At 53.6% G+C, this 23,761-nt stretch carries 19 protein-coding genes; 15 read left to right on the forward strand and 4 right to left on the reverse strand.

The window, feature by feature from the left end:
- Nucleotides 1–87 precede the first annotated feature (87 nt).
- The 5 genes from F1728_RS23335 to F1728_RS23355 are packed head-to-tail and all read left to right on the forward strand — an operon-like array spanning nt 88 to nt 4,355.
- A complete protein-coding gene (locus tag F1728_RS23335; RefSeq protein WP_145189047.1) occupies nt 88–501 on the forward strand; it encodes a hypothetical protein in 414 nt (137 codons plus the stop codon).
- Nucleotides 494–1,135, forward strand: a complete 642-nt coding sequence (locus tag F1728_RS23340; RefSeq protein WP_145442040.1) for a CDP-alcohol phosphatidyltransferase family protein — start codon at nt 494–496, stop codon at nt 1,133–1,135. The genes F1728_RS23335 and F1728_RS23340 overlap by 8 nt, the downstream gene beginning before the upstream one ends.
- 2 nt (nt 1,136–1,137) lie before the next feature.
- Nucleotides 1,138–2,070 (forward strand): phosphatidate cytidylyltransferase, encoded by a 933-nt coding sequence (locus tag F1728_RS23345; RefSeq protein WP_155366085.1) that lies wholly within the window; start codon nt 1,138–1,140, stop codon nt 2,068–2,070.
- Between the two features lie 19 nt (nt 2,071–2,089).
- A complete protein-coding gene (locus F1728_RS23350; protein ID WP_155366086.1) occupies nt 2,090–2,734 on the forward strand; it encodes a lysophospholipid acyltransferase family protein in 645 nt (214 codons plus the stop codon).
- Nucleotides 2,735–2,789: 55 nt separating this feature from the next.
- Nucleotides 2,790–4,355, forward strand: a complete 1,566-nt coding sequence (locus tag F1728_RS23355) for an arylsulfatase (RefSeq protein WP_155366087.1) — start codon at nt 2,790–2,792, stop codon at nt 4,353–4,355.
- Between the two features lie 14 nt (nt 4,356–4,369).
- Here the strand turns inward: F1728_RS23355 and F1728_RS23360 are convergent, their stop codons facing one another.
- Together F1728_RS23360 and F1728_RS23365 are read right to left on the reverse strand one after the other, a co-directional pair.
- On the reverse strand, nt 4,370–6,010 hold the full coding sequence (locus F1728_RS23360) for a coiled-coil domain-containing protein (RefSeq protein WP_155366088.1): 1,641 nt from the start codon (nt 6,008–6,010) through the stop codon (nt 4,370–4,372).
- A 153-nt stretch (nt 6,011–6,163) separates the two neighbouring features.
- Nucleotides 6,164–7,132: a C-terminal binding protein gene (locus tag F1728_RS23365; RefSeq protein ID WP_155366089.1), complete on the reverse strand. Its 969-nt coding sequence runs from the start codon at nt 7,130–7,132 to the stop codon at nt 6,164–6,166.
- Nucleotides 7,133–7,477: 345 nt separating this feature from the next.
- Between F1728_RS23365 and F1728_RS23370 the strand changes: the two genes are divergently transcribed.
- The 9 genes from F1728_RS23370 (at nt 7,478) to F1728_RS23410 (ending at nt 20,171) form a co-directional block, all read left to right on the forward strand.
- Nucleotides 7,478–7,969: a hypothetical protein gene (locus tag F1728_RS23370; RefSeq protein ID WP_155366090.1), complete on the forward strand. Its 492-nt coding sequence runs from the start codon at nt 7,478–7,480 to the stop codon at nt 7,967–7,969.
- A 147-nt stretch (nt 7,970–8,116) separates the two neighbouring features.
- On the forward strand, nt 8,117–9,592 hold the full coding sequence (locus F1728_RS23375) for an efflux RND transporter periplasmic adaptor subunit (protein ID WP_155366091.1): 1,476 nt from the start codon (nt 8,117–8,119) through the stop codon (nt 9,590–9,592).
- Between the two features lie 68 nt (nt 9,593–9,660).
- Nucleotides 9,661–12,894 (forward strand): efflux RND transporter permease subunit, encoded by a 3,234-nt coding sequence (locus F1728_RS23380; RefSeq protein WP_155366092.1) that lies wholly within the window; start codon nt 9,661–9,663, stop codon nt 12,892–12,894.
- 69 nt (nt 12,895–12,963) lie between these two features.
- On the forward strand, nt 12,964–13,521 hold the full coding sequence (locus F1728_RS23385; RefSeq protein ID WP_155366093.1) for a hypothetical protein: 558 nt from the start codon (nt 12,964–12,966) through the stop codon (nt 13,519–13,521).
- Nucleotides 13,522–13,761: 240 nt separating this feature from the next.
- A complete protein-coding gene (locus F1728_RS23390; RefSeq protein ID WP_155366094.1) occupies nt 13,762–15,081 on the forward strand; it encodes a tetratricopeptide repeat protein in 1,320 nt (439 codons plus the stop codon).
- 38 nt (nt 15,082–15,119) lie between these two features.
- On the forward strand, nt 15,120–16,820 hold the full coding sequence (locus tag F1728_RS23395; protein WP_155366095.1) for a CRTAC1 family protein: 1,701 nt from the start codon (nt 15,120–15,122) through the stop codon (nt 16,818–16,820).
- Between the two features lie 194 nt (nt 16,821–17,014).
- A complete protein-coding gene (locus F1728_RS23400; protein ID WP_155366096.1) occupies nt 17,015–18,013 on the forward strand; it encodes a DUF1559 domain-containing protein in 999 nt (332 codons plus the stop codon).
- 167 nt (nt 18,014–18,180) lie between these two features.
- Nucleotides 18,181–18,504: a hypothetical protein gene (locus F1728_RS23405; protein WP_155366097.1), complete on the forward strand. Its 324-nt coding sequence runs from the start codon at nt 18,181–18,183 to the stop codon at nt 18,502–18,504.
- Nucleotides 18,505–18,743: 239 nt separating this feature from the next.
- Nucleotides 18,744–20,171 (forward strand): DUF1501 domain-containing protein, encoded by a 1,428-nt coding sequence (locus F1728_RS23410; RefSeq protein WP_155366098.1) that lies wholly within the window; start codon nt 18,744–18,746, stop codon nt 20,169–20,171.
- A 108-nt stretch (nt 20,172–20,279) separates the two neighbouring features.
- Here the strand turns inward: F1728_RS23410 and F1728_RS23415 are convergent, their stop codons facing one another.
- On the reverse strand, nt 20,280–21,572 hold the full coding sequence (locus F1728_RS23415; protein WP_155366099.1) for an outer membrane protein assembly factor BamB family protein: 1,293 nt from the start codon (nt 21,570–21,572) through the stop codon (nt 20,280–20,282).
- Between the two features lie 61 nt (nt 21,573–21,633).
- Nucleotides 21,634–22,629 carry an NAD(P)H-dependent glycerol-3-phosphate dehydrogenase gene (locus tag F1728_RS23420; protein ID WP_194242486.1) on the reverse strand — a complete coding sequence of 332 codons (996 nt, stop codon included), beginning with the start codon at nt 22,627–22,629 and terminating at the stop codon, nt 21,634–21,636.
- A gap of 385 nt (nt 22,630–23,014) precedes the next feature.
- Here F1728_RS23420 and F1728_RS23425 point away from each other — a divergent pair, with 385 nt between their 5' ends.
- Nucleotides 23,015–23,254 (forward strand): hypothetical protein, encoded by a 240-nt coding sequence (locus F1728_RS23425; protein ID WP_145188998.1) that lies wholly within the window; start codon nt 23,015–23,017, stop codon nt 23,252–23,254.
- The last annotated feature ends 507 nt before the right edge of the window (nt 23,255–23,761 follow it).

Raw genomic sequence — 23,761 nt, forward strand, 5'->3', positions numbered from 1 at the left:
CAGCCGACACTATGGTTTCATCCGGTCACCGAAGTAGGGCTGTCCGGCAGAGAAATCACGCTTCATTGATAAATATGGTCTGCTTTCATGACACAGAATATTCGCACATCAAAACTGTTTAACCTGATCTCAGCTGGTCTGGCATTTCTGCTCTGGGGAAGCTGGGCCTATGTGATGAACTCCGGGGAGTCCGCGCAGCAGGGAGTGGTTGCGGCCCTCACCCAGGGGACCGCCAGTTTTATGATCACTCTGTTCATGGTGCAGGCGGTGACTCACCTGTTTCATCGCTTTGATCGACCACTGGTCAAAGTTGTGGTGCCGGCGTTGATTGTGATCTGCTTCACCGGCTTCTGCCTGGTCAATGTACACACCCTGATGGGAACCCCGCGGATCATCGCTACGATCTTACCGGCCCTGATGGTTGCGTTTTCGTTCTGTATGTTTACATCCTGGAGATTACTCCGCATTCATCAGCAGCAGGGGACGACCCAATATGAATGACACCGGCACCAGACGACCGCTCAAGGTCCGCGAAGTGAAATTCGTTGTTGCGTTCGCACGTTACCTGAGCGGTAAGCAGATCACCCCCAACCAGATTTCCGTAATCAGCATTCTGTTCGCGGCTCTGGCGGCAGCCGGTTTTATCTGCTTTGCATTGTATGCACACTGGTGGCTGTTGATTCTGGCGGGATTGATGATCCAGTGCCGACTCCTGTGTAACCTCTTCGATGGGATGGTCGCCGTTGAGGGAGGTAAGAAAACGAACTCGGGCGAACTGTTCAACGATATTCCGGACCGGATCGCCGACCCGCTGATTCTGGTTTCAGCCGGTTATGCCGTGCATATGGTCGCCTACGGTGCCGAACTGGGTTGGTGTGCAGGTTTGCTGGCGGTGATGACGGCCTACATCCGCACGCTGAGTGCCAGCATCGGGGCGCCCGTCGACTTCAAAGGCCCCATGGCCAAGCAGCATCGCATGGCTGTGCTGACGATTGCCTGTGTGTTGACCGCAATTGAAACGCTGGTCTGGCACACGGATTACTGCTTATTGATCGCTTTGATCGTGATCATCCTGGGAGCGGTTGTGACGTGCATCCGCCGCGCCGTTTCTGCCTATCGATTTCTGGAGGCCTGATCATGTGGGAGATCCCTCCGCATTCTCTGTATGCGATGCTGGTCGTCTTCGGTCTGCTGGTCACGGCCACGACCTGTCGACTGATCCTGAAGCGACTCAAGCCGGAAAAGGACTATACCGAACTGCGTCAGCGGATTCAGTCCTGGTGGTGGATGATCGGCATTCTGTTTCTCTGCCTGATTGTGAGTCGCACGACGGCCATCATCCTGTTTGCCTTCATCAGCTTCCTGGCACTCAAAGAGTTCTTTTCGATTGTCCCTACAAGGCAGGCGGACCGGCGTGTGCTGTTCTGGGCCTACTTGTCGATTCCCGTGCAATACTACCTGGTCAGCATCGGCTGGTACGGTCTGTTTATCATCTTTATTCCGGTCTACCTGTTCCTGTTTCTTCCGATGCGGATGGTGCTGATTGGAGAGACGCGCGGATTCATTCAATCTGCAGGCATCATTCACTGGGCCGTCATGCTGACTGTCTTCTGTCTGAGTCACATCGCTTACCTGCTGATGCTGCCGGTAAAGAACGCTGACGCCGGTGGCATGGGACTGGTGATCTTCCTGTTATTCATGACTCAGTTCAATGACGTGTGTCAGTTTATCTGGGGTAAACTGCTGGGACGCCACAAGATCATTCCCAAAGTCAGTCCGAATAAGACCTGGGAAGGGTTCATCGGAGGATTGCTGACCATTGCACTGGTCTCCGGTTTTCTGGGACCGTTTCTGACGCCGTTGAATTTCCGCTTCAGTCTGCTGGCAGGCCTGCTGATCAGTGTCTCGGGATTCATCGGCGACGTCGTGATCTCATCAATCAAACGTGATCTGGAGATCAAAGACAGCGGTTCGCTGATTCCCGGGCATGGCGGTATTCTGGACCGCTGCGACAGCCTGATTTTTACATCGCCACTGTTTTTTCATTACCTCTATTACATGAGTTTCTGAGCTGTGGAGTGACAGAACTATGGAGCGGGTACTCAAAATCCTGTTTTTTGCGCTCATCGTCAGACCGATCGTGATTATCGTACTCGGACTGAACTTACGAGGTAAGCAGAACCTGCCCGTCGAGGGGCCATCAATCGTCGTCGCCAATCATAACAGTCACCTCGATGCCCTGGTGCTGATGAGTCTGTATCCCCTGTCGCGTCTGCATAAGGTGCGTCCCGTAGCGGCCGCCGATTATTTCCTGAAAAATCGCTACCTCTCCTGGTTTTCCAGGAACTGCCTGGGCATCATTCCCATCCAGCGGACCGGGCGCATGCGCAAGAGCGAACTTTTTGCGGGTTGTCACGAGGCACTGGATCGGGGCGAGATTCTGATCTTGTTTCCGGAAGGCAGCCGCGGTAATCCCGAAGAGTTGAGCGAAATCAAACGCGGCGTCTATCACATCGTGCATGATCGTTCCGATACGAGACTGACCCCCGTGATGATGCACGGACTGGGCAGGGCACTGCCACGGGGCGAAGCGCTGCTGGTCCCCTTTAACTGCGATGTGATTATTGGAGAAACCATTCCCGATGCAGAGACCGGCGAACAACTGGTCGAGTCGATCAAAGCCTCCTTCCTGGACCTGCAGCAGTATTGCATTACATGCCGACAGACAGGATGATGAAACTAGTTACGAAAGAAGTTTAAGTTTCCATTCGTCCCGAGGAGTTCTGTTGATGTCGTTCCGCGTGTTGCTACTGCTGTGTGTTGTCTGTCTTTTCCCAGTGATGAAAGCGTCTGCGGCAGCAGAAAAGACAACGCGGCCCAACATCATTCTGATCATGTGTGACGACATGGGCTGGTCGGACCTCGGTTGTTACGGCGGCGAAGTGCAGACACCCAACCTGGATCAGATGGCCCGGGAAGGCCTGCGGTTCACCCAGTTCTACAATAACGCGGTCTGCTGGACCACGCGGGCTTCACTGGTGACCGGGCTCTATCCCCGTTATCCCCGGCCTCATCTGACGACGAATATGGTGACACTCGGTGAAGTGCTCAAGCAGGCCGGGTATCAGACGACCCTCAGCGGCAAGTGGCACCTGGGACGTACCGAGACCACGCACCCCGTTTATCGTGGGTTCGAAGACTATTACGGTCTGCTGGATGGCTGCTGCAATTTCTTTGATCCTTACTATCGGGATCCCAAATACAAGTGGGGCAGTTCCGGAGGCGGATACCGCTTCTTTGCAAAAAATACCACGCGAATTACCGAGTTCCCCGACGACTTTTACACGACCGATGCCTTTACCGATCACGCGATCAAACAGATCAAAGGCTACGCGAAAACAGACCAGCCTTTCTTTCTGCATCTCTGTTACACCGCACCTCACTATCCATTGCACGCCAAGCCAAAAGACATCGCGAAGTACAAAGGCCGTTATGCCGCAGGCTGGGAAGCGCTGCGGGAAGAACGCTATCAGCGGCAGTTAAAAATGGGGCTCGTCGATCCCCAGTGGAAGCTGCCCGAACGGGATCCGGAGTCCGCCGACTGGGAAAAGGATAAGTACCCCCGCGACTGGCAGCAGCGACGGATGGAAGTCTATGCGGCGATGATTGACTGCATGGACCAGAATATCGGCCGCCTGATGCAGACTCTTAAAGAGACCGGCGTGGATGAGAATACGATTGTGATGTTCCTGTCGGACAATGGTCCTGATGCCAGCGAGCCGGGCGGTGCGAATCCCGAACAGGAACCCGGCCCCAAAGAGTACTACACAACCTGCGGACCCAGCTGGGCTTTCCCGCAGAACACACCGTTCCGTCGTTTTAAAACCTGGATGCATGAAGGGGGCATTTCGACTCCGCTGATTGTCCGCTGGCCCGGCCATGTGGCTCCCGCCAGTCTGACCCGCCAGCCGGCACATATCATTGATGTGATGCCGACCTGCATCGAACTCGCGGAGACAAAGTACCCGGAAACCTATGCAGGTCATAAGATCATTCCGGTGGAAGGGAAGAGCATGCTGCCGATTTTCCAGGGAGAGACGCGCCAGCCGCACGAGTCCCTGTTCTGGGAACTGCGAAACAACCAGGCGGTCCGGCAGGGGAAATGGAAACTGGTGGCGGATCGAACCATCAATCGCTGGGAGCTGTACGATCTGGAACAGGATCGCACCGAGACCAACAATCTGGCGTCCCACTATCCGGAACGGGTCGCACAGATGAAAGCCGCCTGGCAGGAGTGGGCAGAGATGACCGGCGTGGCGAACCAGAAACATCAACGCGGCAAGCAGATCCCGTAACAGGGCGGATTGTTTTAGTTCAGAAAGCCGAGCCAGCGTTTCTTCTGATCGTCGTTGAGCTGCTTTTCCTCGGGAACCGCTTCGTCTTCGCCACGTTCGAGGTTCAGACCAAGCTGTTTTTCCTTTTTGCGAATCTGTTCTTCGCGGTTTTGCAGCATCAGTTCGGTACGGGAGAGACGTGCCCGTTCGATTGAGATCTCGACTTCGGCCAGTCCCAGGTTGTGTTCCAGATCGTGCTGCAGTGTCTGCAGATGTTTCACCAGCTCTTCAGGTGCGTTGTTGATGGCTTCCCAGTTGACCGGGATCACAGCGGTTTCGGCTTCTCTCAGACGTTTGATCAACAGCCCGATGTATTGATCCCGTTCCCGAATGGCTGCGGTCAGATCTCCATGCGAAGCCTGGTCATAGTCAATTTCAGCGGGGGCGTCCGGCAAGGGAGGCTTGTAGCTGGACAGGGTACGACCGGTTCCACCAGAGAGCAGGGCACTGTTTTGTGCGACGGGTTCTGGTTGAGGCACTGGAGGTGCAGGTGCTTTTTTATCCGGCAGATCACTGGAGACATCGACTCCCTGACCTGAGAGCAGTTTCTGCTTCATGGCTTCCCAGCCACTCACATTCGGATCCGCAGCTGGTTCGCTGAAGGCCTCGGGGGCTTCTTCTGGCTCAGGTGCCTGTTGTTCCACTTCGCTTTCCAGCGGACTTTCTTCCACCGCAGGAACACTGGGTGCGGAAAGGTAATCCACAAGGGTAGACGGCTTCGCAGCGACGGGACCTTTTTCGAACCCGTCTTCGACCATCTTTTTGAGTTCGGCGATCTGCATTTCAATGCGGGCCAGGGAAGACTCGGTCTCCGCGCCCTGCATCTGTTCCATGAAGGCCTGCAGATCCTGTGCAATTTTCTGCTGCTCCTCGATTACTTCACGGGGAATGCCCCCCGAGACCGGCATCCCGCGGTCTGCACCGCTACGGTGCCGGCGATCGAGCTGTTCGGCGACCTGTTCCAGTCGCTCGGTGAGCATGACGACGAGCTGATCTTTTTCCTGCAGCTCGGTTTTGAGTGTCTGGACCTTTTGTTTTTCTGACGCCGAGAATTCCTGGTACTCGCGGCGGCTCTGTTCGAGTTCAGCCTCGACCTCGGAGAGTCGCCCGCTCAGATCGGTGACGAGCTGTGATTTTTCTGCGAGCTCCGCTTCCAGTTCTGCCAGACGGGGGCTCTCTGTTTCCGCGGGGTGTTGCTGGTTGTTCTGGCACCGCTCCAGTTCAGTGGCGACTTCGGTCAAGCGTTCCTTGAGTGTTTCCACCAGTTCCGCTTCTTCCCGCAGGCAGGCTTCCAGCTCTTTGATTCTTCTGTTGTCGACCTTGGCCAGATCCTGTCTGCTGTGCTGGCTCTTTTCGAGTTCTTCGGCGACTTCGGTGAGTCGTTCGGTCAACGTTTCGACGAGCTGCTCTTTGCCCAGCAGTTCTGCTTCGAGGGCACGGATCTGCTCACGTTCGGAGAAACTGACTTTCGCTTCCCCTGAGCTTTGAGGGCGTTCTGGCCTGGCGGGTTGAGGCGCAACATCTCCCTCGGGAACCGAAGTCGCTTCGCGGAGCGCGGGCGATTCGATTCGCTGATCAGCGTGATCGGATTGAGGAGATTTGTTATCGGGGGCCATCCATACCTGCCTGAATCTGTGAAGCCTTTCGTAAAGCTCTTGGTCTAAGGTTAAATACAGCTATGTTTAACCTAGCTTATTGAAAGTACGACAAGATGACATTCAGGGAATCAATGATGCAGATTTTCGACATCTATTTGCGGATGGTAGCGGTTATGCAAGTGCTTCCGGGTTTACGACATTCGTCGTCTCTTTACCGACGAGAACATCTGCTATCTGGCGGGCCGCCTGTGCTCGAAGTTCGTCCAGTGATTCGCTGGAAATGAAAGCCGCATGGGGAGTTGCGATCACCCGTTCATGCTGAAAGAATGGATCGGTCAAGTCGGGTGGCTCCGGATCAAACACGTCCAGAGCGGCACCAGCAATGCTCTGATTCTGAATCGCCGACTTGAGCGCGTCGAATTCAATCAACGCACCGCGCGACGTATTAATAATCAGTGAAGTGGACTTCATTTTCTCGAAAGCCGCTGCATCAAACTGATGCTCGGTGGCTTCCGTCAACGGGGCGTGAATCGAAATCACATCGCTCTCTGCCAGCAGCTCCTCAAAGTCGACCATTTTCGTGCCGGTGCCATAATCGTTACCGGACGAATTCGTCGCGATCACCTGCATGCCAAACGCACGCGCCCGTTCTGCAACCGCCTGTCCGGTCAATCCAAAGCCAAACAGTCCCATGGTGAGTGTGCTCACTCGGCGGGGAATCGGGGCAGCGGAGAGATCATAGACTCCCTGTTTGGTCTGCTGATGAAAATACGCTACGTTTCGCAGGCTGGCCAGCATGAGGGCGATCGCATGGTCGGCGACTTCCGGGATGCAGTAATCGGGCACATTGGTGACCGGGATCTTCTGTGACGTCGCATATTCCACGTCGATGTTATCGAGACCGATACCCAGGCGGGCAATGGTTTTGCAGTCGGGAGCCGCTTCAATGACGGGCCGGGTGACCTGGGCCCAGCAGGTGGCGATCGCATCGACGCCGGTCGCATGTTCGATCAGGGTCTGTTCATCCGCGCCGGGAGGGGCCTCAATGACTTCGGCATCCACGCGAGCTAATTCCTGTTTCTCGACCTCACAATCGGGCCAGGCACGATCCGTGATTAATACGCGATATTTCGCAGACACAATTAACTCCTTTAGTGAGTTCCTGCTTGAACTCGACTTAACATTTGAAAGATTCATCTGACTGGCGCACTTTACAGTCTAGCTGGCGGGGACCAATAAGGGAACTGATGATTATCATTTCAGAGAGAGTCGGTTTGATCACAGTGTGATCCATTCTGCAACAGGTTTCGTCAGCGAGTTGTTTTTTCAACATTCTGATAAAGCACCACTCATAAACCATTTAGAGAAATTCATTGCAGAAGGGACCCTCTGGGAGTCAAATTTGCATTATAACGGAGAGAGCTTGACACATTCCCGTTTTAGTGACATGATTCCAGCAGAGTGATACTCCTCTCAGGAACGATTATGATTTTACGTATAACTGTCATCTTGATGCTGTTTTCCATGCTGACCCACACATTGCTGGGTTGTGGCTGGCATCATGCGCATGACGCTCATGCAGGTCATACTAACTCCTGCCAGCCCCTGGGCTTGTGCGGACACGATGCTGAGCAGGAACACGAAGCAGCCGAACACGCTCACCATGATCACGAAAGCGGGTGTGCTCATCATGATGCGCATGCAGAGCACACTGCAGCTGCGGAACATCAGGACGAACATCCTGTGCATCAGCATTCCGACCCTTGCCATGAAGGGCGTTGTTCTTATCTGACGGCAGCGACTGTCAAAGTCCATGATGAATCGTCGAAACTGGTCAGCCTGCTTCCCATCTGGGAACTGATCTGTTCCACCCAGGAACGTCAGTATGTGAATCAGATGCGAGAGTTGCCACCGGCCTTTCTTTATGCCGCGCCGGGCGTACGCGCCCAGGCCCAGACCACTGTCTGGTTGATTTAACCACTCCACAGTACCTCTTGTTGCTCCGGCCTCTGCTCTGACACGGATTGTTCAAACTGTCAGAGGGCCTTCACATGAGACCGGTTCTATTCGACTTCCCTTGCGCTTATCACGACAGCCGATGCGCTGTCATCGTCGAGGACTGTGATGAATCAATCAAAACTCAAACAGAACTGGATCTGGATTTTATTTTTCCTGATCCTGATCCCCGTTGGCTTGCTGGCCTGGAAGACTCAGCAGCAATGGATGCCTGCCGTGAATGGCATGGCGGAAAACGGAAAATCAAAAACGGAATCGGGCGAGCATGGAGCGGAAGAGGATCATCATGACCACGATCACGCGGGGCATGAGGAATCGACCTCTCTGGAACTGACTCCCCAGGCACGCAAGAATATCGGCCTGACCGAGGAAAAAGTCATTCCGGTGAAGCTGCAGGCGTTCACGCGCACATTGACCATTCCAGCGATTGTCGTCGAAGTACCCGGTAAGACCCGCGTGAAAGTCGTAGCTCCAATGACCGGAATCATCACCAATGTGAATGTGATCGAAGGTGAAGCGGTGCAGCCCGGTCGGGAACTCTTCAAGATCCGCTTGACCCATGAAGACCTGGTGCAGGCACAGGCTGACTTCCTCAAGACGCTGGGGGAACTCGATGTCGAAGACAAGGAAATCGCCCGGATTAAGGAAATTACGGATAAGGGTGTTATCGCCGGTAAGGTCCTGCTGGAACGCGAGTATGCCAAAGAAAAACTGGAAGCAATTCTGAAAGCCCAACGAGAGGCACTGCTGCTGCACGGTTTCTCCGAAGGTCAGGTCGACCAGATCCGTGATAACCGTCGGCTGATTAAAGAACATCAGGTGTATGCCCCTCAGCTGCACGGTCAGTCGGGAGAAGTCCAACTGCCTAACATGGCAATTCAACGGATCTCAGCACCCGCACCCGATTCGCAGGGACCTGTCAACGCGCGTCACAAATCCATCTTCATCGTGCAGTCGTTGAATATCAGCAAAGGGGACTTCGTCCAGGCAGGCGATACGCTGTGTGTGTTGGCCGATTACAGTGACCTGTATCTCAAAGGACAGGCATTTGAACAGGAAGCCGATGAATTAACGCGTTGTCTGGAAAATGGCTGGTCTGTCGAAGCGATTCAGGAAATCAATAACAAAAATAAAGAGCTGATTAAAAACCTGCAGATCGATTACCTGGACAACCAGATCGAAACCGATGCACGCATCTTTTCGGTCTTTGTCGATCTGCCGAATAAGGTCGAGCATGAAAACGTACGCTCGGATGGAGAACGCTTCATCACCTGGCGTTTCAAGCCGGGACAGAGGATGCAGCTGCGGATTCCGGTGGAAACCTGGAAGAAGCAGATTGTCGTCCCCGTGGAAGCAATCGCGACCGAAGGAGCAGAGAGTTTTGTTTTCCAGGAGAACGGCGATCACTTTGATCGGCGTCCGGTGCACGTCCTGTATAAGGATCAGCTCTGGGCCGTCATTCAGAACGATGGCGCGATTTTCCCCGGAGACAAAATTGCACTCACGGGAGCACATCAGATGCAGATGGCTTTGAAAAATAAGGCCGGTGGTGCGGTCGATCCCCACGCGGGACACAACCACTGATCGTCTTATAGACCAGTCTGAAGCTCTAGTGCATCCCTTGAACGTGACTCCCGGTACGGAAGAATCCAATGCTCAATGCAATTATACGTTTTTCACTGAAACAGCGGCACCTGACGCTGGCCTTCTCCCTGTTCCTGATCGGATTCGGAACATGGCAGGCACTGAATATGGCCATCGATGTGTTTCCCAACCTCAACCGCCCGCGAGTGGTGGTGATGACGGAAGCACCAGGCATGGCGCCCGAAGAAGTCGAATCATTGATTACCTTTCCCCTGGAAACCGCCCTCAACGGTGCTACCGGTGTGCAGGCCGTGAGGAGTTCCTCCGGCGTGGGGATCTCGGTGATCTATGTCGAATTCGAATGGGGCACCGATATCTACAACGACCGGCAGGTCGTCAACGAACGTCTGCAACTGGTCACCGATCGTCTGCCTGAAGGCATCAAGCCACAGCTGGCGCCGATCTCCTCCATCATGGGGCAGATCATGATGCTCGGGATGTGGAGTGAAGGGGATGAGACTTCGCCCCTGGAAGTCCGGACCCTGGCGGACTGGGTGGTTCGTCAGCGGCTGTTGACGATTCCCGGTGTCTCCCAGGTGTTTACGATGGGGGGCGGACGCAAGCAGTTCCAGGTCCTCGTCAATCCGGAAGCCCTGATCAAATACGGGATCACGCTGCACGATGTGCGGGAGGCCTGCCAGGAAAGTAACCTGAATACGACCGGGGGTTACCTGGACGAACAGGGCCCCAACGAATTTCTGGTACGGGCACTGGGCCGGATCCAGACGCTGGACGATCTGAAGAAAGTCGTCGTGACTCGCCAGGAAGGACGTCCGATTGTGCTCTCCCAGGTGGCCCGGGTAACCGAAGGTGCACAGGTGAAACGGGGGGACAGTTCCGCATTCGTCAAGCAGGAGGACGGCTCCTTTGCCGGCGGACCGGCGGTGGTGCTGACCGTCAATAAACAACCCAATGCCGACACGCGACGGGTGACCAACGATGTGCTCCAGGCACTGGAAGAGCTCAAGCCTTCGCTTCCCAAAGACATTCGAATTCAGCCGGAACTCTACTCGCAGAAATCATTCATCGACCGTTCCATTGAGAATGTGATCGAAGCCCTGCGGGACGGGGGCATTCTGGTGGTGATTATTCTGTTTCTGTTCCTGATGAACTTCCGCACGACGTTTATTACCCTCACAGCGATTCCCTTATCGATTGCCATCACGGCGATTATTTTCGCTGTCTTCGGATTATCAATTAATACGATGACGTTGGGAGGCCTGGCGGTGGCCATCGGAGAACTCGTGGATGACGCAATTGTGGATGTAGAGAATATTTTCCGCCGCTTACAGGAGAACCGTTATCGCGAGAACCCCAAGCCGACATTGCTGGTCGTCTTTCAGGCCAGTTGTGAAATCCGGAATTCCATTGTCTTTGGAACCGTGATTGTTGTGCTGGTATTCTTGCCTCTGTTTGCATTATCTGGGATGGAAGGACGCCTGTTTACACCCCTGGGTGTGGCATATATCGTGTCGATCCTGTCATCACTGCTGGTTTCTCTGACGCTGACTCCCGTGCTGTCTTACTGGCTGCTCGGTAAGAAATTCGGTTCGCCCGTTCAGAAATCGGATAAAGAAAAAGCGAGTGAGCACTCTCACAAGGATGGACCGCTGCTTCGTCTTCTGAAATGGGGCGCGGGGCTGGTCATCGGCTTCAGTATCCGTTTTGCCAAACCTCTGCTGATGTTGGGGATTATCAGTGTACTGATCGCGGGTCTGTTCCTGATACAACTCGAACAGGACTTTCTGCCCCCCTTTAACGAAGGGGTCGCGCAGTTAAATGTGGTTCTGCCTCCGGGAACCTCTTTGAAGAAATCGAATGAAATCGCCAGAACGGTGATGGATCAATTAAAGAAGATCAAAGGTGTGGCTGCCTTTTCCCGTCGCACCGGCCGGGCGGAACTCGACGAACATGCCGAAGGGGTGAACGTCTCGGAATACATTATCTCGTTTGATCCGGAGTCAGGACGGGGACGTGAAGCGGTACTCGAAGAGATCCGGCATTCGATGGAGTCGATTCCCGGAATTGTGATCTCCGTGGAACAACCGCTGGCGCACCTGATCTCTCATATGATCTCCGGCGTCAAAGCTCAGGTCGGGGTTAAAATATATGGCGAGGATCTGACCATTCTGCGGACGACTGCTCAAAAATTGGGAACCGCGATGCGTTCGGTGCCTGGAGTGACCGACGTACTGGTTGAGCCACAGGTGGAGATCCCGCAACTGCAGATCAAACTCAACCGGGATAAGTTGAAACTGTATGGACTGACGCCCGCGTATGTGAATGAATATGTGCAGACCGCTATGAACGGGATGGTGGTTTCCCAGGTATTGCAGGGGCAACGGACTTTTGATCTGTTGATCCGCATGGACGAGCAGTACCGCGAAGACCGGGAGACGTTGAAACGGCTTTCGATCAATTTGCCTGGCGGTGGTACAACGCCGCTGTCCTCGGTCGCGGAGATTACGGAATCGTCCGGGCCCAATACGATCAACCGGGAAAAGGTTCAGAAGCGGATCATCGTACAATGTAACGTGTCCGGTCGTGGCCTGGTCGACGTGGTACAGGACATTCAGGCGAAACAGAAGCCGATTATTCAGAAGCTCCCCGCAGGCTATTTTGTGGAATACAGCGGGCAGTTCGAGAATCAGCAGACAGCCTCTCGACTGATTTCGATCCTGTTTGTGGTTTCGATGCTGGGTGTCTTCCTGGTGCTGTTTACGATGTTCCATTCCGTTAATTTCTCACTGCAGGTGATGGCGGCACTGCCGATGGCCTTCATCGGTTCGGTGATTGCCCTGGTTATCACGGGACAGACCCTGACCATCGCAGCCATGGTTGGTTTTATCTCTTTGGGGGGGATTGCCTCCCGGAACGGAATTCTGCTGCTCAACCATTATCTGCACCTGGTGAAATACGAAGGCGAAAGCTGGACGCGCGAAATGATAATTCGGGCAGGTCAGGAACGCCTGGCGCCTGTGCTGATGACGGCATTAACCTCGGGCATCGGCCTGGTTCCCCTGGCGATGGCGCAGGGAGAAGCCGGTAAGGAAATTCTGTACCCGGTCGCGACGGTGATCATCGGTGGGCTGCTCAGCAGTACGATTCTGGAGTTCTTCATACGTCCTGCTCTGTTCTGGAGTTTTGGACGCGAGGCCGGAGCACGGATTGTCGAACGGGGGACGGAAGAAATTCCCCTGCTGGAAGAAAGCGAAGAACAGATGGCTGCGATCACACATTAAAAACAGAATGTAAAACGCTAATCGAATCTGAAAATGTAACTTAATCAATTAACTGAAAAGGATTGTAAAATGAAATTTCGCAAAGCGAACTGGCTGACTGTATTGTGCTGTGTACTTGGACTGGCCCTGGTGGGATGTCAGAATCAAAGTGATCAGAACACCAAGACGTTCGACGAAACGGCGCATGAAGATAAAGAGATGGACGATCACGATCATGGACATGAACATCCTTCCGAAGGCCCGCATCATGGCTCGTTGATCGAACTCGGAAAAGAAGCCTATCATGGCGAACTGGTTCACGACGAAAAGAGTGGTGCGATTACGGTCTATATTCTGGATGGTGCCGCGAAAAAGAATGTTCCCATCAAAGCAGAAAGCATTCTCGTGAACGTCAAGCATGACGGCAAAGGGTCACAGTTCACACTGACCGCTGCACCCGAGGAATCCGATCCCCAGGGGGAATCGTCACGGTTTGTACTGAAAGAGAAAGCCCTCGGGGATCTGCTGCACGAGAAAGATACCACGGCTCGTCTGGTTCTCGAGATCGACGGCAAATCGTACACGGGAGAAATCTCTGCTCACAATCATGACCACGATCACGAACATGGTGAGAAACACGCTCAATGATCGAATTTGTTTAAACTGAACAGGTGACGCCGCGTTGGCAAACTGACGCGGCGTTTTTTTTATTGCCTCAAGTCGTGAGAGAAGTATTTATCATCTGTGCTTGAAACAGGTTCGACAATGATTCAGGAATGCTGCTATAATCGAATCAGAGTCAAAACTGTGTGAGAGACTTCATGCTTTCAGGAAGTCATTCACTTAATCCAGGTATTCCAGCGATGCGCATCTCACTGGCGAATATTCATGGCAGCACCAGAGGTCCAATCTGAAATCAGCGAGCCCTCCGTCCCCCGTAGACGGGTGGTTAAGGTTCTGGCTGCGTTGGTTGTGCTGGTTGTCGTTGGAGTGTTCTGGGGAAAGACTGCCTGGATTAATTTTTGTCAGTGGCAGGCGGAGAGCCAGCTGGCAGACCGTCACACAGAAGCTGCCTTGCAGTGGATTACGCGTGCTTACGAAGCGGATACTGAAAATCCAGAGACACTGTTGATTATGGCGCGTGCCCATCGCCGTTCCAGTCAGATTGAGTCCGCGGTTGAAGACTTGACCAGACTGTATCAGATAACCGGTAATACGGAAGATCTGCAACGGGAGCAGTGGCTGGTTGAAGCCCAGGTTGGTGATCTGCAAAATCTGGAACAGCACCTGGCTGACATGCTGATTGATCCACGGGGGAGGGCCCCCGATATTTGTGAGACATTTGTCAACAGCTGCGTGCTCAATTATCGTTTTCATGATGCCAAACGGGTTCTCGAAGTCTGGCAGGCCGATTTTCCCGAAGATCCTCTCCCGCATTATTATCGCGGACGGATTCTGGAACATGAAGGAGACTGGAATCAGGCCGTTACCGAATTTGAAGCGGCTTTGAAACGGGATCCGGAGCACATTCCCTCCGCTTATAATCTGGCCCGGATCAGACTGGCCCAGAATCAGGCGGAAGCGGCGCTGAAGAACTACCGTAGCATCACAGAAATTCAGCCGGATCATGCGGCAGCGCTCGTCGGTACTGCGATCTGTTTACGGATGCAGCAGGAAGTCGATGAGGCACGCGAAACGCTGGCAAAAGCACAGGCGATTCCAGAAGCCCGGAGGCAGAAAGATTTTCAGCGCGTCGGCGATCCCGCTTACGAGGCGCGGAGTACCATTTCGCGGGAACAGGGACAGCTTGAGCTGGCTGCAGGGAATTACGAACAGGCTCTGGTCCATCTGCAGGAAGCACTCGCGCGGAATCCCAAAGATCGCAAAGCCCGGCTGGCCCTGGCGAACGCCCTGCGTGGTCAGGGAAAACTGGAAGAGGCACAGGAACAGCTCAAGATTGTCGAAGAGACACAGCAGGCGGTGAAACGCCTGGATGAGTGTTTCGATCAACTGCACAAGGATCTCGAGAATGCAGAACTGCGTGCGGAGATCGGTACGATCTTTTTAAAATACATTTCGGAAGATCAGGGTATCGTCTGGTTAAAAAACGCACTCTATTACGATCCAGAAAATCAGTTGGCAAAACAGACTCTGACTGACTACTACAACAAACAGCAAACCCCGCCTGATTCGTCTGTCACACAATAAATGTCCCGTTATATTTATTTTCTATCCAGCATTATCAGTTGTCTTTACGAGGTGTTCCCATTCAGCAGCTTCGTTTGTTCATTGTTCCGCTGTGCCTGCTTCTGAGTAGTTGTGCTTCAGAGCAACCGGCCGAGACAGTATCCACCGAGCAGGAATCTTCTGCGCCTGTTGCATCGTCAATTTGCTTTGAAGAAATCACAGGTCAGACGGGCGTCGACTTTAAGTACCGCAACGATGAAGAATCCGGGAACCTGTCGATTCTGGAATCTATCGGCGGCGGAGTTGCCGTCTGGGACTATGATCTGGATGGCCGTCTCGATCTGTTCTTTCCGGGAGGAGGAATGCTTTTCAAAGATCAGCAGCCGCAAGGGTTGCCTTCCGCGCTCTACCGACAGCTTGCAGACGAGACGTATCAGAATCAGACCACTCCTGCCGGTATTGGTGCCAGCCCGCATTACTCACATGGCTGTACGGTCGCAGATTTCGACAATGATGGTTTTCCGGATCTGGTTGTGACCGGATACGGCGGCATCTCGTGCTGGCATAATCTCGGAGATGGAACGTTTGAAGAAGTATCGCAAGAGGCAGGCTTAATCGATCCCCACTGGAGTTCCTCTGCAGGTTGGGGAGATCTCAATGGAGATGGGGCAGTCGATTTGTACGTGGCGCATTACGTCGACTGGTCAATTGAAAATCATCCCTCGTGTGCGTCATCCTCCGGAACGCGCGATGTCTGTCCTCCCCGACGGTTTAACGGGGTGGACGATATTGTGTTCTACAGCAACGGTGACGGCACGTTCCGCGATGCCAGCCGGGAAGCGGCGCTGGTACCCAAAGGCAAAGGGTTGGGAGTGATCCTGGGGGATGTTGATCTCGACCAGGATACCGACATTTATGTTGGCAACGACACCACCGATAACTTCCTCTATCTCAATGACGGAGAGGGAAAACTCGAGGAGTCAGCATTGAGTCGGGGTGTGGCCGTAGACGATCAGGCAGTACCCAATGGCAGCATGGGCGTCGACCTGGGAGATTACAACGGCGACGGAAAACCCGATCTCTGGGTGGCGAACTATGAGTCGGAAGCATTTGCGCTGTATAAAAACATCGGGGCAGGGCAGTTCCTGTATGCCAGCCGGGAAACGGGTGTGAATTCAATTGGAAATCTGTTTGTCGGATTCGGTACCCGGTTTGGTGATTTTGATTCTGACGGTGATGAAGACATCGTGGTTTCCAACGGCCACGCCATCCATTTTCCCCAGCATGCTACCGTGCGCCAATTACCTCTGTTGCTAGAGAATCAACAGGCAAAATTTCAGCGCTTATCGTTTCCGAAGTCGTCCTATCTGGGACAACAACACTATGGTCGCGGGTTGGCCACTGGTGACCTCGACAACGATGGTGATCTCGATGTGGTGTTTGCGAATTGCAACGAACGAGCCGCGATACTGAAAAACTGCTCTGAATCGAAGGGAAGTTGGGTTCAAATTCGCTTGATCGGTACTAAAACCAATCGAAATGCAATTGGAGCGACAGTCGTCTTTCATACTTCCCAGGGAGATACATTCCGGTATGTGACAGGGGGCGGAAGTTATCTCTCTCAAAGTGCTTATAAGGTGCATGCAGGACTACCTGAGGGAGCGGAGTTATTGGGTGTCACAGTCTACTGGCCATCTGGCAAAGTAAATGAAATACAAAGTATCACCTCCTTAAGTCAAATGTACAATTTGATAGAGTAGTTAAGTATCTATTCGTCAATTGATGCCTCAAACCAGTGAAAACGGTTTGATATAAACTCATTTTTACTGCTATGATAGAGATGTGCTCGAATTGGTGAAGTAAATGCAGTAGTGGGGCCGAGTTTTGAAGAAGAGTTCCATCATCTGCGAGTTATCATTTTATTATCTTTTGGTGAATAAAGAGGGAGAGTATTATGAAGCGCTTAGCGTGGCGTCGAGGTTTTACACTCATTGAGTTGCTGGTGGTGATTGCCATTATTGCAATTCTGATTGCACTGCTGCTACCCGCAGTACAGCAGGCACGTGAAGCAGCCCGCCGATCTACATGTAAGAACAACCTGAAGCAGCTCGGGTTGGCCATGCACAATTACCATGATGCTCATGGTATGTTTCCGATTGCAAATGCACCTTCCGTTCGCGATTCCTGTACGGGTGGGTGTGCTTGGCGTGCGATGAGTGCTCAGGCACTGATGCTGCCTTACATGGACCAGGCTAATATCTATAACCAAATCAACTGGAGCCTCCGCTACGATGAAGCTCCTAACACTACAGTGCAGAACACACGGATTCCTGCCTTCCTGTGTCCTTCAGACCTCAAGTGGGCTGGCGGCGATCCAGGAAATAACTACTGTGTGAGTGCCGGTCCTTCCAAGTGGTGGCGTGTGGGTGTCGCACATCAGGTTGGTGTGTTTAACTTCAGCAAGCCGACTCGCATCAGCGATATCCTGGATGGTACTTCCAACACCATCGCTGCCGGCGAACGTACCGTGGGTGACAATAACAGTGGTAAGTTCAGTCTGCACACAGACCTCGTCCGTGCGCAGGCGTTTCCCAGTGGCTTTGCAGATTCCTATCCCACCAAAGCAGCACTGGATGCATACGGGACCCAGGCTCTGACCGGGACCAGTAACACTCACAGTCACGTTAACCGCGAATGGATGAATGGTGTAGGGGGGCAGACCGTCTTCAATACGCTGAACCCGCCGAACTCACCGAATCCGGATGCCCACCCCTGTGGTGGTTGTGGCTGGTACGATTCGGCCGGAGTCTGGTCTGCTCGCAGTCGCCACACCGGTGGCGCACATGTGCTGCTGGCCGATGGTTCGGTTCGCTTTGCCAGTGATAACATTGACATCAACGTCTGGCAGCATCTCGGCTCCGCCATCGGCGGCGAGACGATTGGCGAATGGTAAGGCCATTCAACTGAGTTGATGAATTACTGCAAGAGAGCGATTCTCACCCTTTCGAGTTTCGCTCTCTTTTCATTTCCTGATCGCTGTTCTGATCTGAATAGTTAGACCGGAATAGCAATCTGATAGACATACACATTTCGAATTTATACGCGCTAAAGGAATCGATCATGAAAACGCTTTCCGTCCTGTTAATTTTTCTGGCTGTAATCTGTACAGGCTGTGGGGGAGGGACCAACACTGATGCAGAGAACGCTGCGACCGAGCGGAACAATGTCACCTCGACCGACGACATGAAAGCTTCTTTAGAGTCCATAGCCCAGACCGGAGAAATGGGAAGTGCTGCCATGGGCTTCCGGGAAACACTGGAAGAATTGAAAAAAACGGATTCAGCCAAGGCGGATCAACTGCTTTCTGATCTGGATAAACTGGAAGCGGCCTCATCGCCCGCTGCCACCAAAAAAATCGCGAAGGATATGGCGGATAAGCTCTAAAAGGTCTATCCCCTCTCTAAAAGCCGCGTCAGGTTGCTGACGCGGCTTATTTTTTCCCTCATAACAACTTCTGAATCGGGGGACTTTGTCCTGTTTTAGAAACCGCGTTTCAACAGCCGATATCTGAATAGTTAGACATTTCGGGAGGGGCCGTGGTATACTACTCATAACAGATCTCTGATTTGAGGGGTGTGCTCCACCTCACAAGTAGATCAGACTCCATTTTAATGGTATCGGGAATGAAGCAGAAATCGTCGCTAAATCAGGCCGAGACAGGTTCACGACGTGAGTTTCTCAAGCTGGGGCTGGGAGGCCTGTCTCTACCGGCGCTCTACCAGTTACAGGCGGCTCAGGCAGCCAATGCAGGAGCACCAGCCGGTAATAAAGAACGAACTGCCATCATTCTGGTCTGGTGCCGCGGTGGTGTGAGTCATCTGGATACATTCGATCCCAAGCCGGAAGCCCCCTCCGATTATCGTGGTCCCTATTCGCCGATCGCGACAAAAACCGAAGGCCTGTATCTGAGCGAACTGCTCCCCCGTTGTGCACAAATCTCCGACAAATTCACTGTCCTGCGGTCCATCACCCATACCGGCGGCGGTCATCCCGCTGGATCATTGCAGGTTCTGGGAGGCGATCCCGATCGCGTCGATAAACGCAAGCCCAAGCTGCCCGACTGGATGTCGGTCGCCAACTTTCTCCGCCGGGATCCGAATAAAGTACTGCCCAATTATGTGGGCGTGAACGCGATTACAAACTACGATAGCTTTCAGATTGCCGGCCCCACCTATCTGGGACCCGGAGCCGGTCCGTTTCAGATTCAGGGGGATCCCAGCAAACCTGAATTCAAGGTCCCCAACATTGGTCTGTCAGACGCCCAGCAGTCGGAACGACTGGCAAAGCGAATCAGTCTGCGACAACAGTTTGACCAGCTGCGTCGAGATCTCGACCTGGAAGGGGCCATGCAAGCCATGGATCAGTTCGAAGCCCAGGCAACGAGCCTGCTGACCAGCAAACAGGCGGCACAGGCATTCGATCTGACACAGGAACCTCAACACATTCGTGACCGATACGGAATGCATCAATGGGGACAACAGTGCCTGATGGCGCGTCGCCTGGTGGAAGCGGGCGTGGAAATTATCACAACCGAGCTTTCCGGGCCTCTGTGCGGACGCGTTTCCAACTGGGACGACCATGCGGTCAATCACCACGTGTTCGATGCAATTAAATACCGGGCACCGTTCTTCGACCAGGCCGTAACCGCTCTGATTGAGGACATCTATGCTCGTGGACTCGATAAACGGGTACTCGTGATTGTCGGGGGAGAATTCGGACGAACCCCCCGCATCTCCTACTCGAAAAGTACCGGGGGCGGCATCGGCAGTGGCAGTGCCGGCACGACACAACCCGGTCGCGACCACTGGCCCAACGCGAATTCGATGCTCTTTGCCGGCGGAAACATTCAGACTGGCCAGATCATTGGTGCCACTGATGCCAAAGGGGAAGGACCAATTGCCCGCGCCGTCGGACCTCACGATTTCCTGGCGACCATCTATTCGCACCTCGGCATTGATTATGCGAATACCTTCCTGCCCGATTTCTCCGGTCGTCCTACGCCGATCGTCATGCATGGCCAGGCGATTCCGGAACTGGCGGGGCGTGCCTGATCTCAGGTAACTCGCGGTGACGCGGCAGCGGTAATGCACAGACCAAAAGAAAACAGCCCTCCAGGTGGATCACGCCGGGAGGGCTGTTTTGCGTACTGCTTAAAAGATTTATTTACCTTTGATTGCGTACAGCTTATCGAACGAACGCAGGTAAATGATTCCGTCACTGATGGCGGGAGTCGAATAGAAATTGCCGGGCAACTGGTTCTCGGCAATCACCTCTCCTGTCTTAGCATCGATGACCGTACACAACCCTTCAATGCTCAGGAAGTAGACCTTGTTGTCTCCACCAACCAGAGCCGAGAAGTACTGGCCGTTCACCCGCTTTTTCCAGACGGGTTCCCCATCGCTGAGGTTCAGGCAGGTCGCCACACCATTCTGGCTGACCATATACAGTTTGTCATTCATGATCAGGGGCGTGGATGCATCGGGGGTAGCTGTATCAAATTTCCAGAGCAGGCCCGACTTGCTGATGTCTCCCGTGCCACCCTGCTTGAAAGCTTTGATGTAACCCAGGCCGCCTCCACCGGGATTCCCGGAAGTCGCGATGATCATCTCTTTGTTCGCGACCGGTGCCGCGATGATTCGGCCGAAGGGGCTCGGAATATCCAGACCGCCGGCAATCCACAGTTGTTTGCCCGTCGCGGGATCGTAGGCATTCACATGATCGGAACCGGAAACCAGCAGTTCCGTCTGATCGCCGCGCTGAAAAATAGTCGGTGTCGAGTAAGCGTCTGCGCCGTCCTTCTCTGCGGGTAGTTTGCGGTTGGCTTTCCAGACCTCTTTGCCGGTTTCTTTATCGAAAGCCACGACATACGAGGGGCCCTTGGTCATGCAGGTGACGATCAGCAGGTTGTTCCACAGGCGAGGAGTGGAGCCCATGCCGAAGGTGATGTCGTACGCACCATAGTCTTTGACCATGTCCTTCTGCCAGACGATTCCCCCGGAAGCGGCATCGACGCAGACCAGCAACCCGGAACCAAAGAATGCCCAGATATTTTCTTCATCAGACATCGGGGTTGGCGTCGCAGCATTGTGGCGATGTTCCCAGAGATTGCGGGGACCCGGTGCCGCGAGTTCCCCACTTCCGACTTTGACTTTCAGCAGCTGCTGACCAGTCTTTCGGTCGAAGGAGAGAATCCAGAGACCGTTATCGGGAGTTTTAGTCGTCAGGTCGACCCGTTTCGCTGTGATCGCCGGAGAAGAGTTCGCACGACCGGGGAGATCGACAGACCAGAGTAGGCCCTCCTGAGCCGACCACTTTGTCGGAAGATTTGTTTCGGAAGAGACTCCACTGCCATCGGCACCACGAAACTGAGGCCAGGTCTCTGCGTGAGTCGCTGCGGTCGATAAAAACAAACCGCAGCAGACGGTAAGTAACAACAAAGGTGTGAATCGCATCAAACAAACTCCAAAAGGGGGGGAAGGTATTAGCGCGCTACCTGGAATGTCAGGTGGTTAATTATTCCTCACGTGGGGGGCGTGTCATCAGGGTCTGGGTGGCATCTTCGGGTGACTTGCCTTCAAACAGCACCCGATAGATCTCGGTTGTGATGGGCATTTCCAGCCCTCTCTGTTCTGCCAGATTATAAACGCTGCGAGTCGTGTTGACACCCTCCGCGACTGCCTCCATGCTGTTGAGGATCTCTTGCAGCGTCTCGCCGCGGCCGAGCCGTTCTCCCAGACTCCGGTTGCGACCAAAGGGGCTCATGCAGGTTGTGATCAGGTCGCCAACACCAGCCAGACCTGAAAACGTGGACGGTTCGGCACCAAAAGAGGCTCCGAACAGAGTCATCTCCACCAGTCCGCGTGTCATGATGGCCGACTTGGCGTTGTCGCCATATTTGCCCCCATCGCAGATCCCGGCTGCAATCGCGATTACATTTTTGAGTGCCCCGGCCAGTTCGACACCAATGATGTCCAAATTCGTATAGACACGGAAACGGTCTGTGCTGAAGAGTTGCTGCGTCTCGCGAGCAAGATCGAGCTCCCCGCTGGCAGCCACGACACTGGCCGGCAGACGGCGGGCGATTTCTTCCGCATGGCTGGGGCCTCCCAGTACCACGACAGGCCGCGGTCCCAGCACGTCAGTAATGATTTCGCTGGGACGATAAAAAGTCTCTATCTCAATCCCCTTGATCACACTGACGACCGGCGTTTCCCCTTTCAGGTGTGGCTTCAGTGTGGTCAGCGCCTGTCTGACAAATTCGGTGGGGATTGCAATGACCAGAAAATCGGCATCTTTCACCGCAGCATCGACGTCTGAGGTCACATGCACCGCGTCAGGCAGCTTGACTCCCGGCAGCAGTCTGCGATTTTCCCGATGGACGTTGATATCTTCAGCGACTTCCGGCTTACGGACCCACATGGAGACCGCTGTCTCCGGGCTTTCTGTGAGCAATGATGCACAGGCGGTCGCCATCCCGCCTCCACCCAGAATTGCCACTTTGGTTGTCATAACTTGGTTGTCTTTCATTTGTGAGTGTGAAAAATCGGGAATCGGTTCTTCTGCAGGCAACGCCTCCTGTTGTCTGCTGCATGACAGGCAGAATACCTACGACCCGGATACCTGTAATATAACGAGAAATGCTGCATAAGCCAAAGAAGGCGGCAGAAACCGCCGATCCAGTTTATGACAGGAATATTTCGGGCCGAGATTGACTCCCCAGCATCCTGCATAACTCGATTGTGCTGCATTTCTCCCACGATCCCTCTGATCGGAACAGCAGGCATCTTCCGCAGCAAGTCACAGAATTAACCGTTGCAGATCACAGTATTTCGCAGCTTACCGGGAAATCCATACTAGGTTTTACCTGGTAAGTTTTAAAATGAGGAGCAATCTTATGAACCAGGTTACCGAGCAACAGGCTGTCACTTTTCAGGATCGTCGTCAGAATCGTGGGGAACAGCGTCCCGATGGCGGCGTCGAACGTCGTCAGTTCAGCAATTCCTACAACTCTGAAAATGAAGACGTCAACGAACTGGCTCAGGCTATCGACCAGTACAAACTGCGTCACCGTCGTCGGTTTATCACCTTCGAAGAGCTGCACTCCGTCGTGACCGGTCTGGGTTACCACAAGTAAACCTGGAAATCCCCGTTGCTCGGGGAATCGACTGGATCTGCTAAGTCGTCCCTGTCATTCGAACCGCCAGTCAGTATCCCACGCGATATCTGGCTGGCCGGTATGCGAAGCGCTTCCTTTTGGCTCGCTGTCTTCTCGCATGTTCTCCTCGCCGAAAACTGCGCCAAAACTGCTTAATTCCATGAGCCCCAGCAGTTTCCGCTGAAAACTGCCCTTTCTTGCATTCCAAAAAAGTCTCAAAATTTGAGGAAAAATTTATTTTTTTCCTCAAGTATGCTGCTGCGAGTCTGCAGATTGATGTTGACCTGATTCGACGATTCTGGAAAACTCCCCCCACTGAACCACCCCCGAGTCATTAGAGCTGTGCAACACAGTGTGGCCGGCTCTCCCTTCAGAAAAAGAGCGTTTCTGCTCGAAACCTGATTTACCTTCATATTCACAGGTCGAACATTGAAAACTACTCTTCTTTGTCTAGCCATTGTTTTCACAGCGGGTCTGAATGCTCAG

The sequence above is a fragment of the Gimesia benthica genome (genome assembly GCF_009720525.1).
GTDB lineage: Bacteria > Planctomycetota > Planctomycetia > Planctomycetales > Planctomycetaceae > Gimesia > Gimesia benthica.

Bases quoted from the DNA above. Each gene is read 5' to 3' on its own strand.
- F1728_RS23335 (WP_145189047.1), top strand. From the start codon at position 88: ATGACACAGAATATTCGCACATCAAAACTGTTTAACCTGATCTCAGCT.
- F1728_RS23340 (WP_145442040.1), top strand. From the start codon at position 494: ATGAATGACACCGGCACCAGACGACCGCTCAAGGTCCGCGAAGTGAAA.
- F1728_RS23345 (WP_155366085.1), top strand. From the start codon at position 1,138: ATGTGGGAGATCCCTCCGCATTCTCTGTATGCGATGCTGGTCGTCTTC.
- F1728_RS23350 (WP_155366086.1), top strand. From the start codon at position 2,090: ATGGAGCGGGTACTCAAAATCCTGTTTTTTGCGCTCATCGTCAGACCG.
- F1728_RS23355 (WP_155366087.1), top strand. From the start codon at position 2,790: ATGTCGTTCCGCGTGTTGCTACTGCTGTGTGTTGTCTGTCTTTTCCCA.
- F1728_RS23360 (WP_155366088.1), bottom strand. From the start codon at position 6,010: ATGGCCCCCGATAACAAATCTCCTCAATCCGATCACGCTGATCAGCGA.
- F1728_RS23370 (WP_155366090.1), top strand. From the start codon at position 7,478: ATGATTTTACGTATAACTGTCATCTTGATGCTGTTTTCCATGCTGACC.
- F1728_RS23375 (WP_155366091.1), top strand. From the start codon at position 8,117: ATGAATCAATCAAAACTCAAACAGAACTGGATCTGGATTTTATTTTTC.
- F1728_RS23380 (WP_155366092.1), top strand. From the start codon at position 9,661: ATGCTCAATGCAATTATACGTTTTTCACTGAAACAGCGGCACCTGACG.
- F1728_RS23385 (WP_155366093.1), top strand. From the start codon at position 12,964: ATGAAATTTCGCAAAGCGAACTGGCTGACTGTATTGTGCTGTGTACTT.
- F1728_RS23390 (WP_155366094.1), top strand. From the start codon at position 13,762: ATGGCAGCACCAGAGGTCCAATCTGAAATCAGCGAGCCCTCCGTCCCC.
- F1728_RS23400 (WP_155366096.1), top strand. From the start codon at position 17,015: ATGAAGCGCTTAGCGTGGCGTCGAGGTTTTACACTCATTGAGTTGCTG.
- F1728_RS23405 (WP_155366097.1), top strand. From the start codon at position 18,181: ATGAAAACGCTTTCCGTCCTGTTAATTTTTCTGGCTGTAATCTGTACA.
- F1728_RS23410 (WP_155366098.1), top strand. From the start codon at position 18,744: ATGAAGCAGAAATCGTCGCTAAATCAGGCCGAGACAGGTTCACGACGT.
- F1728_RS23415 (WP_155366099.1), bottom strand. From the start codon at position 21,572: ATGCGATTCACACCTTTGTTGTTACTTACCGTCTGCTGCGGTTTGTTT.
- F1728_RS23420 (WP_194242486.1), bottom strand. From the start codon at position 22,629: ATGACAACCAAAGTGGCAATTCTGGGTGGAGGCGGGATGGCGACCGCC.
- F1728_RS23425 (WP_145188998.1), top strand. From the start codon at position 23,015: ATGAACCAGGTTACCGAGCAACAGGCTGTCACTTTTCAGGATCGTCGT.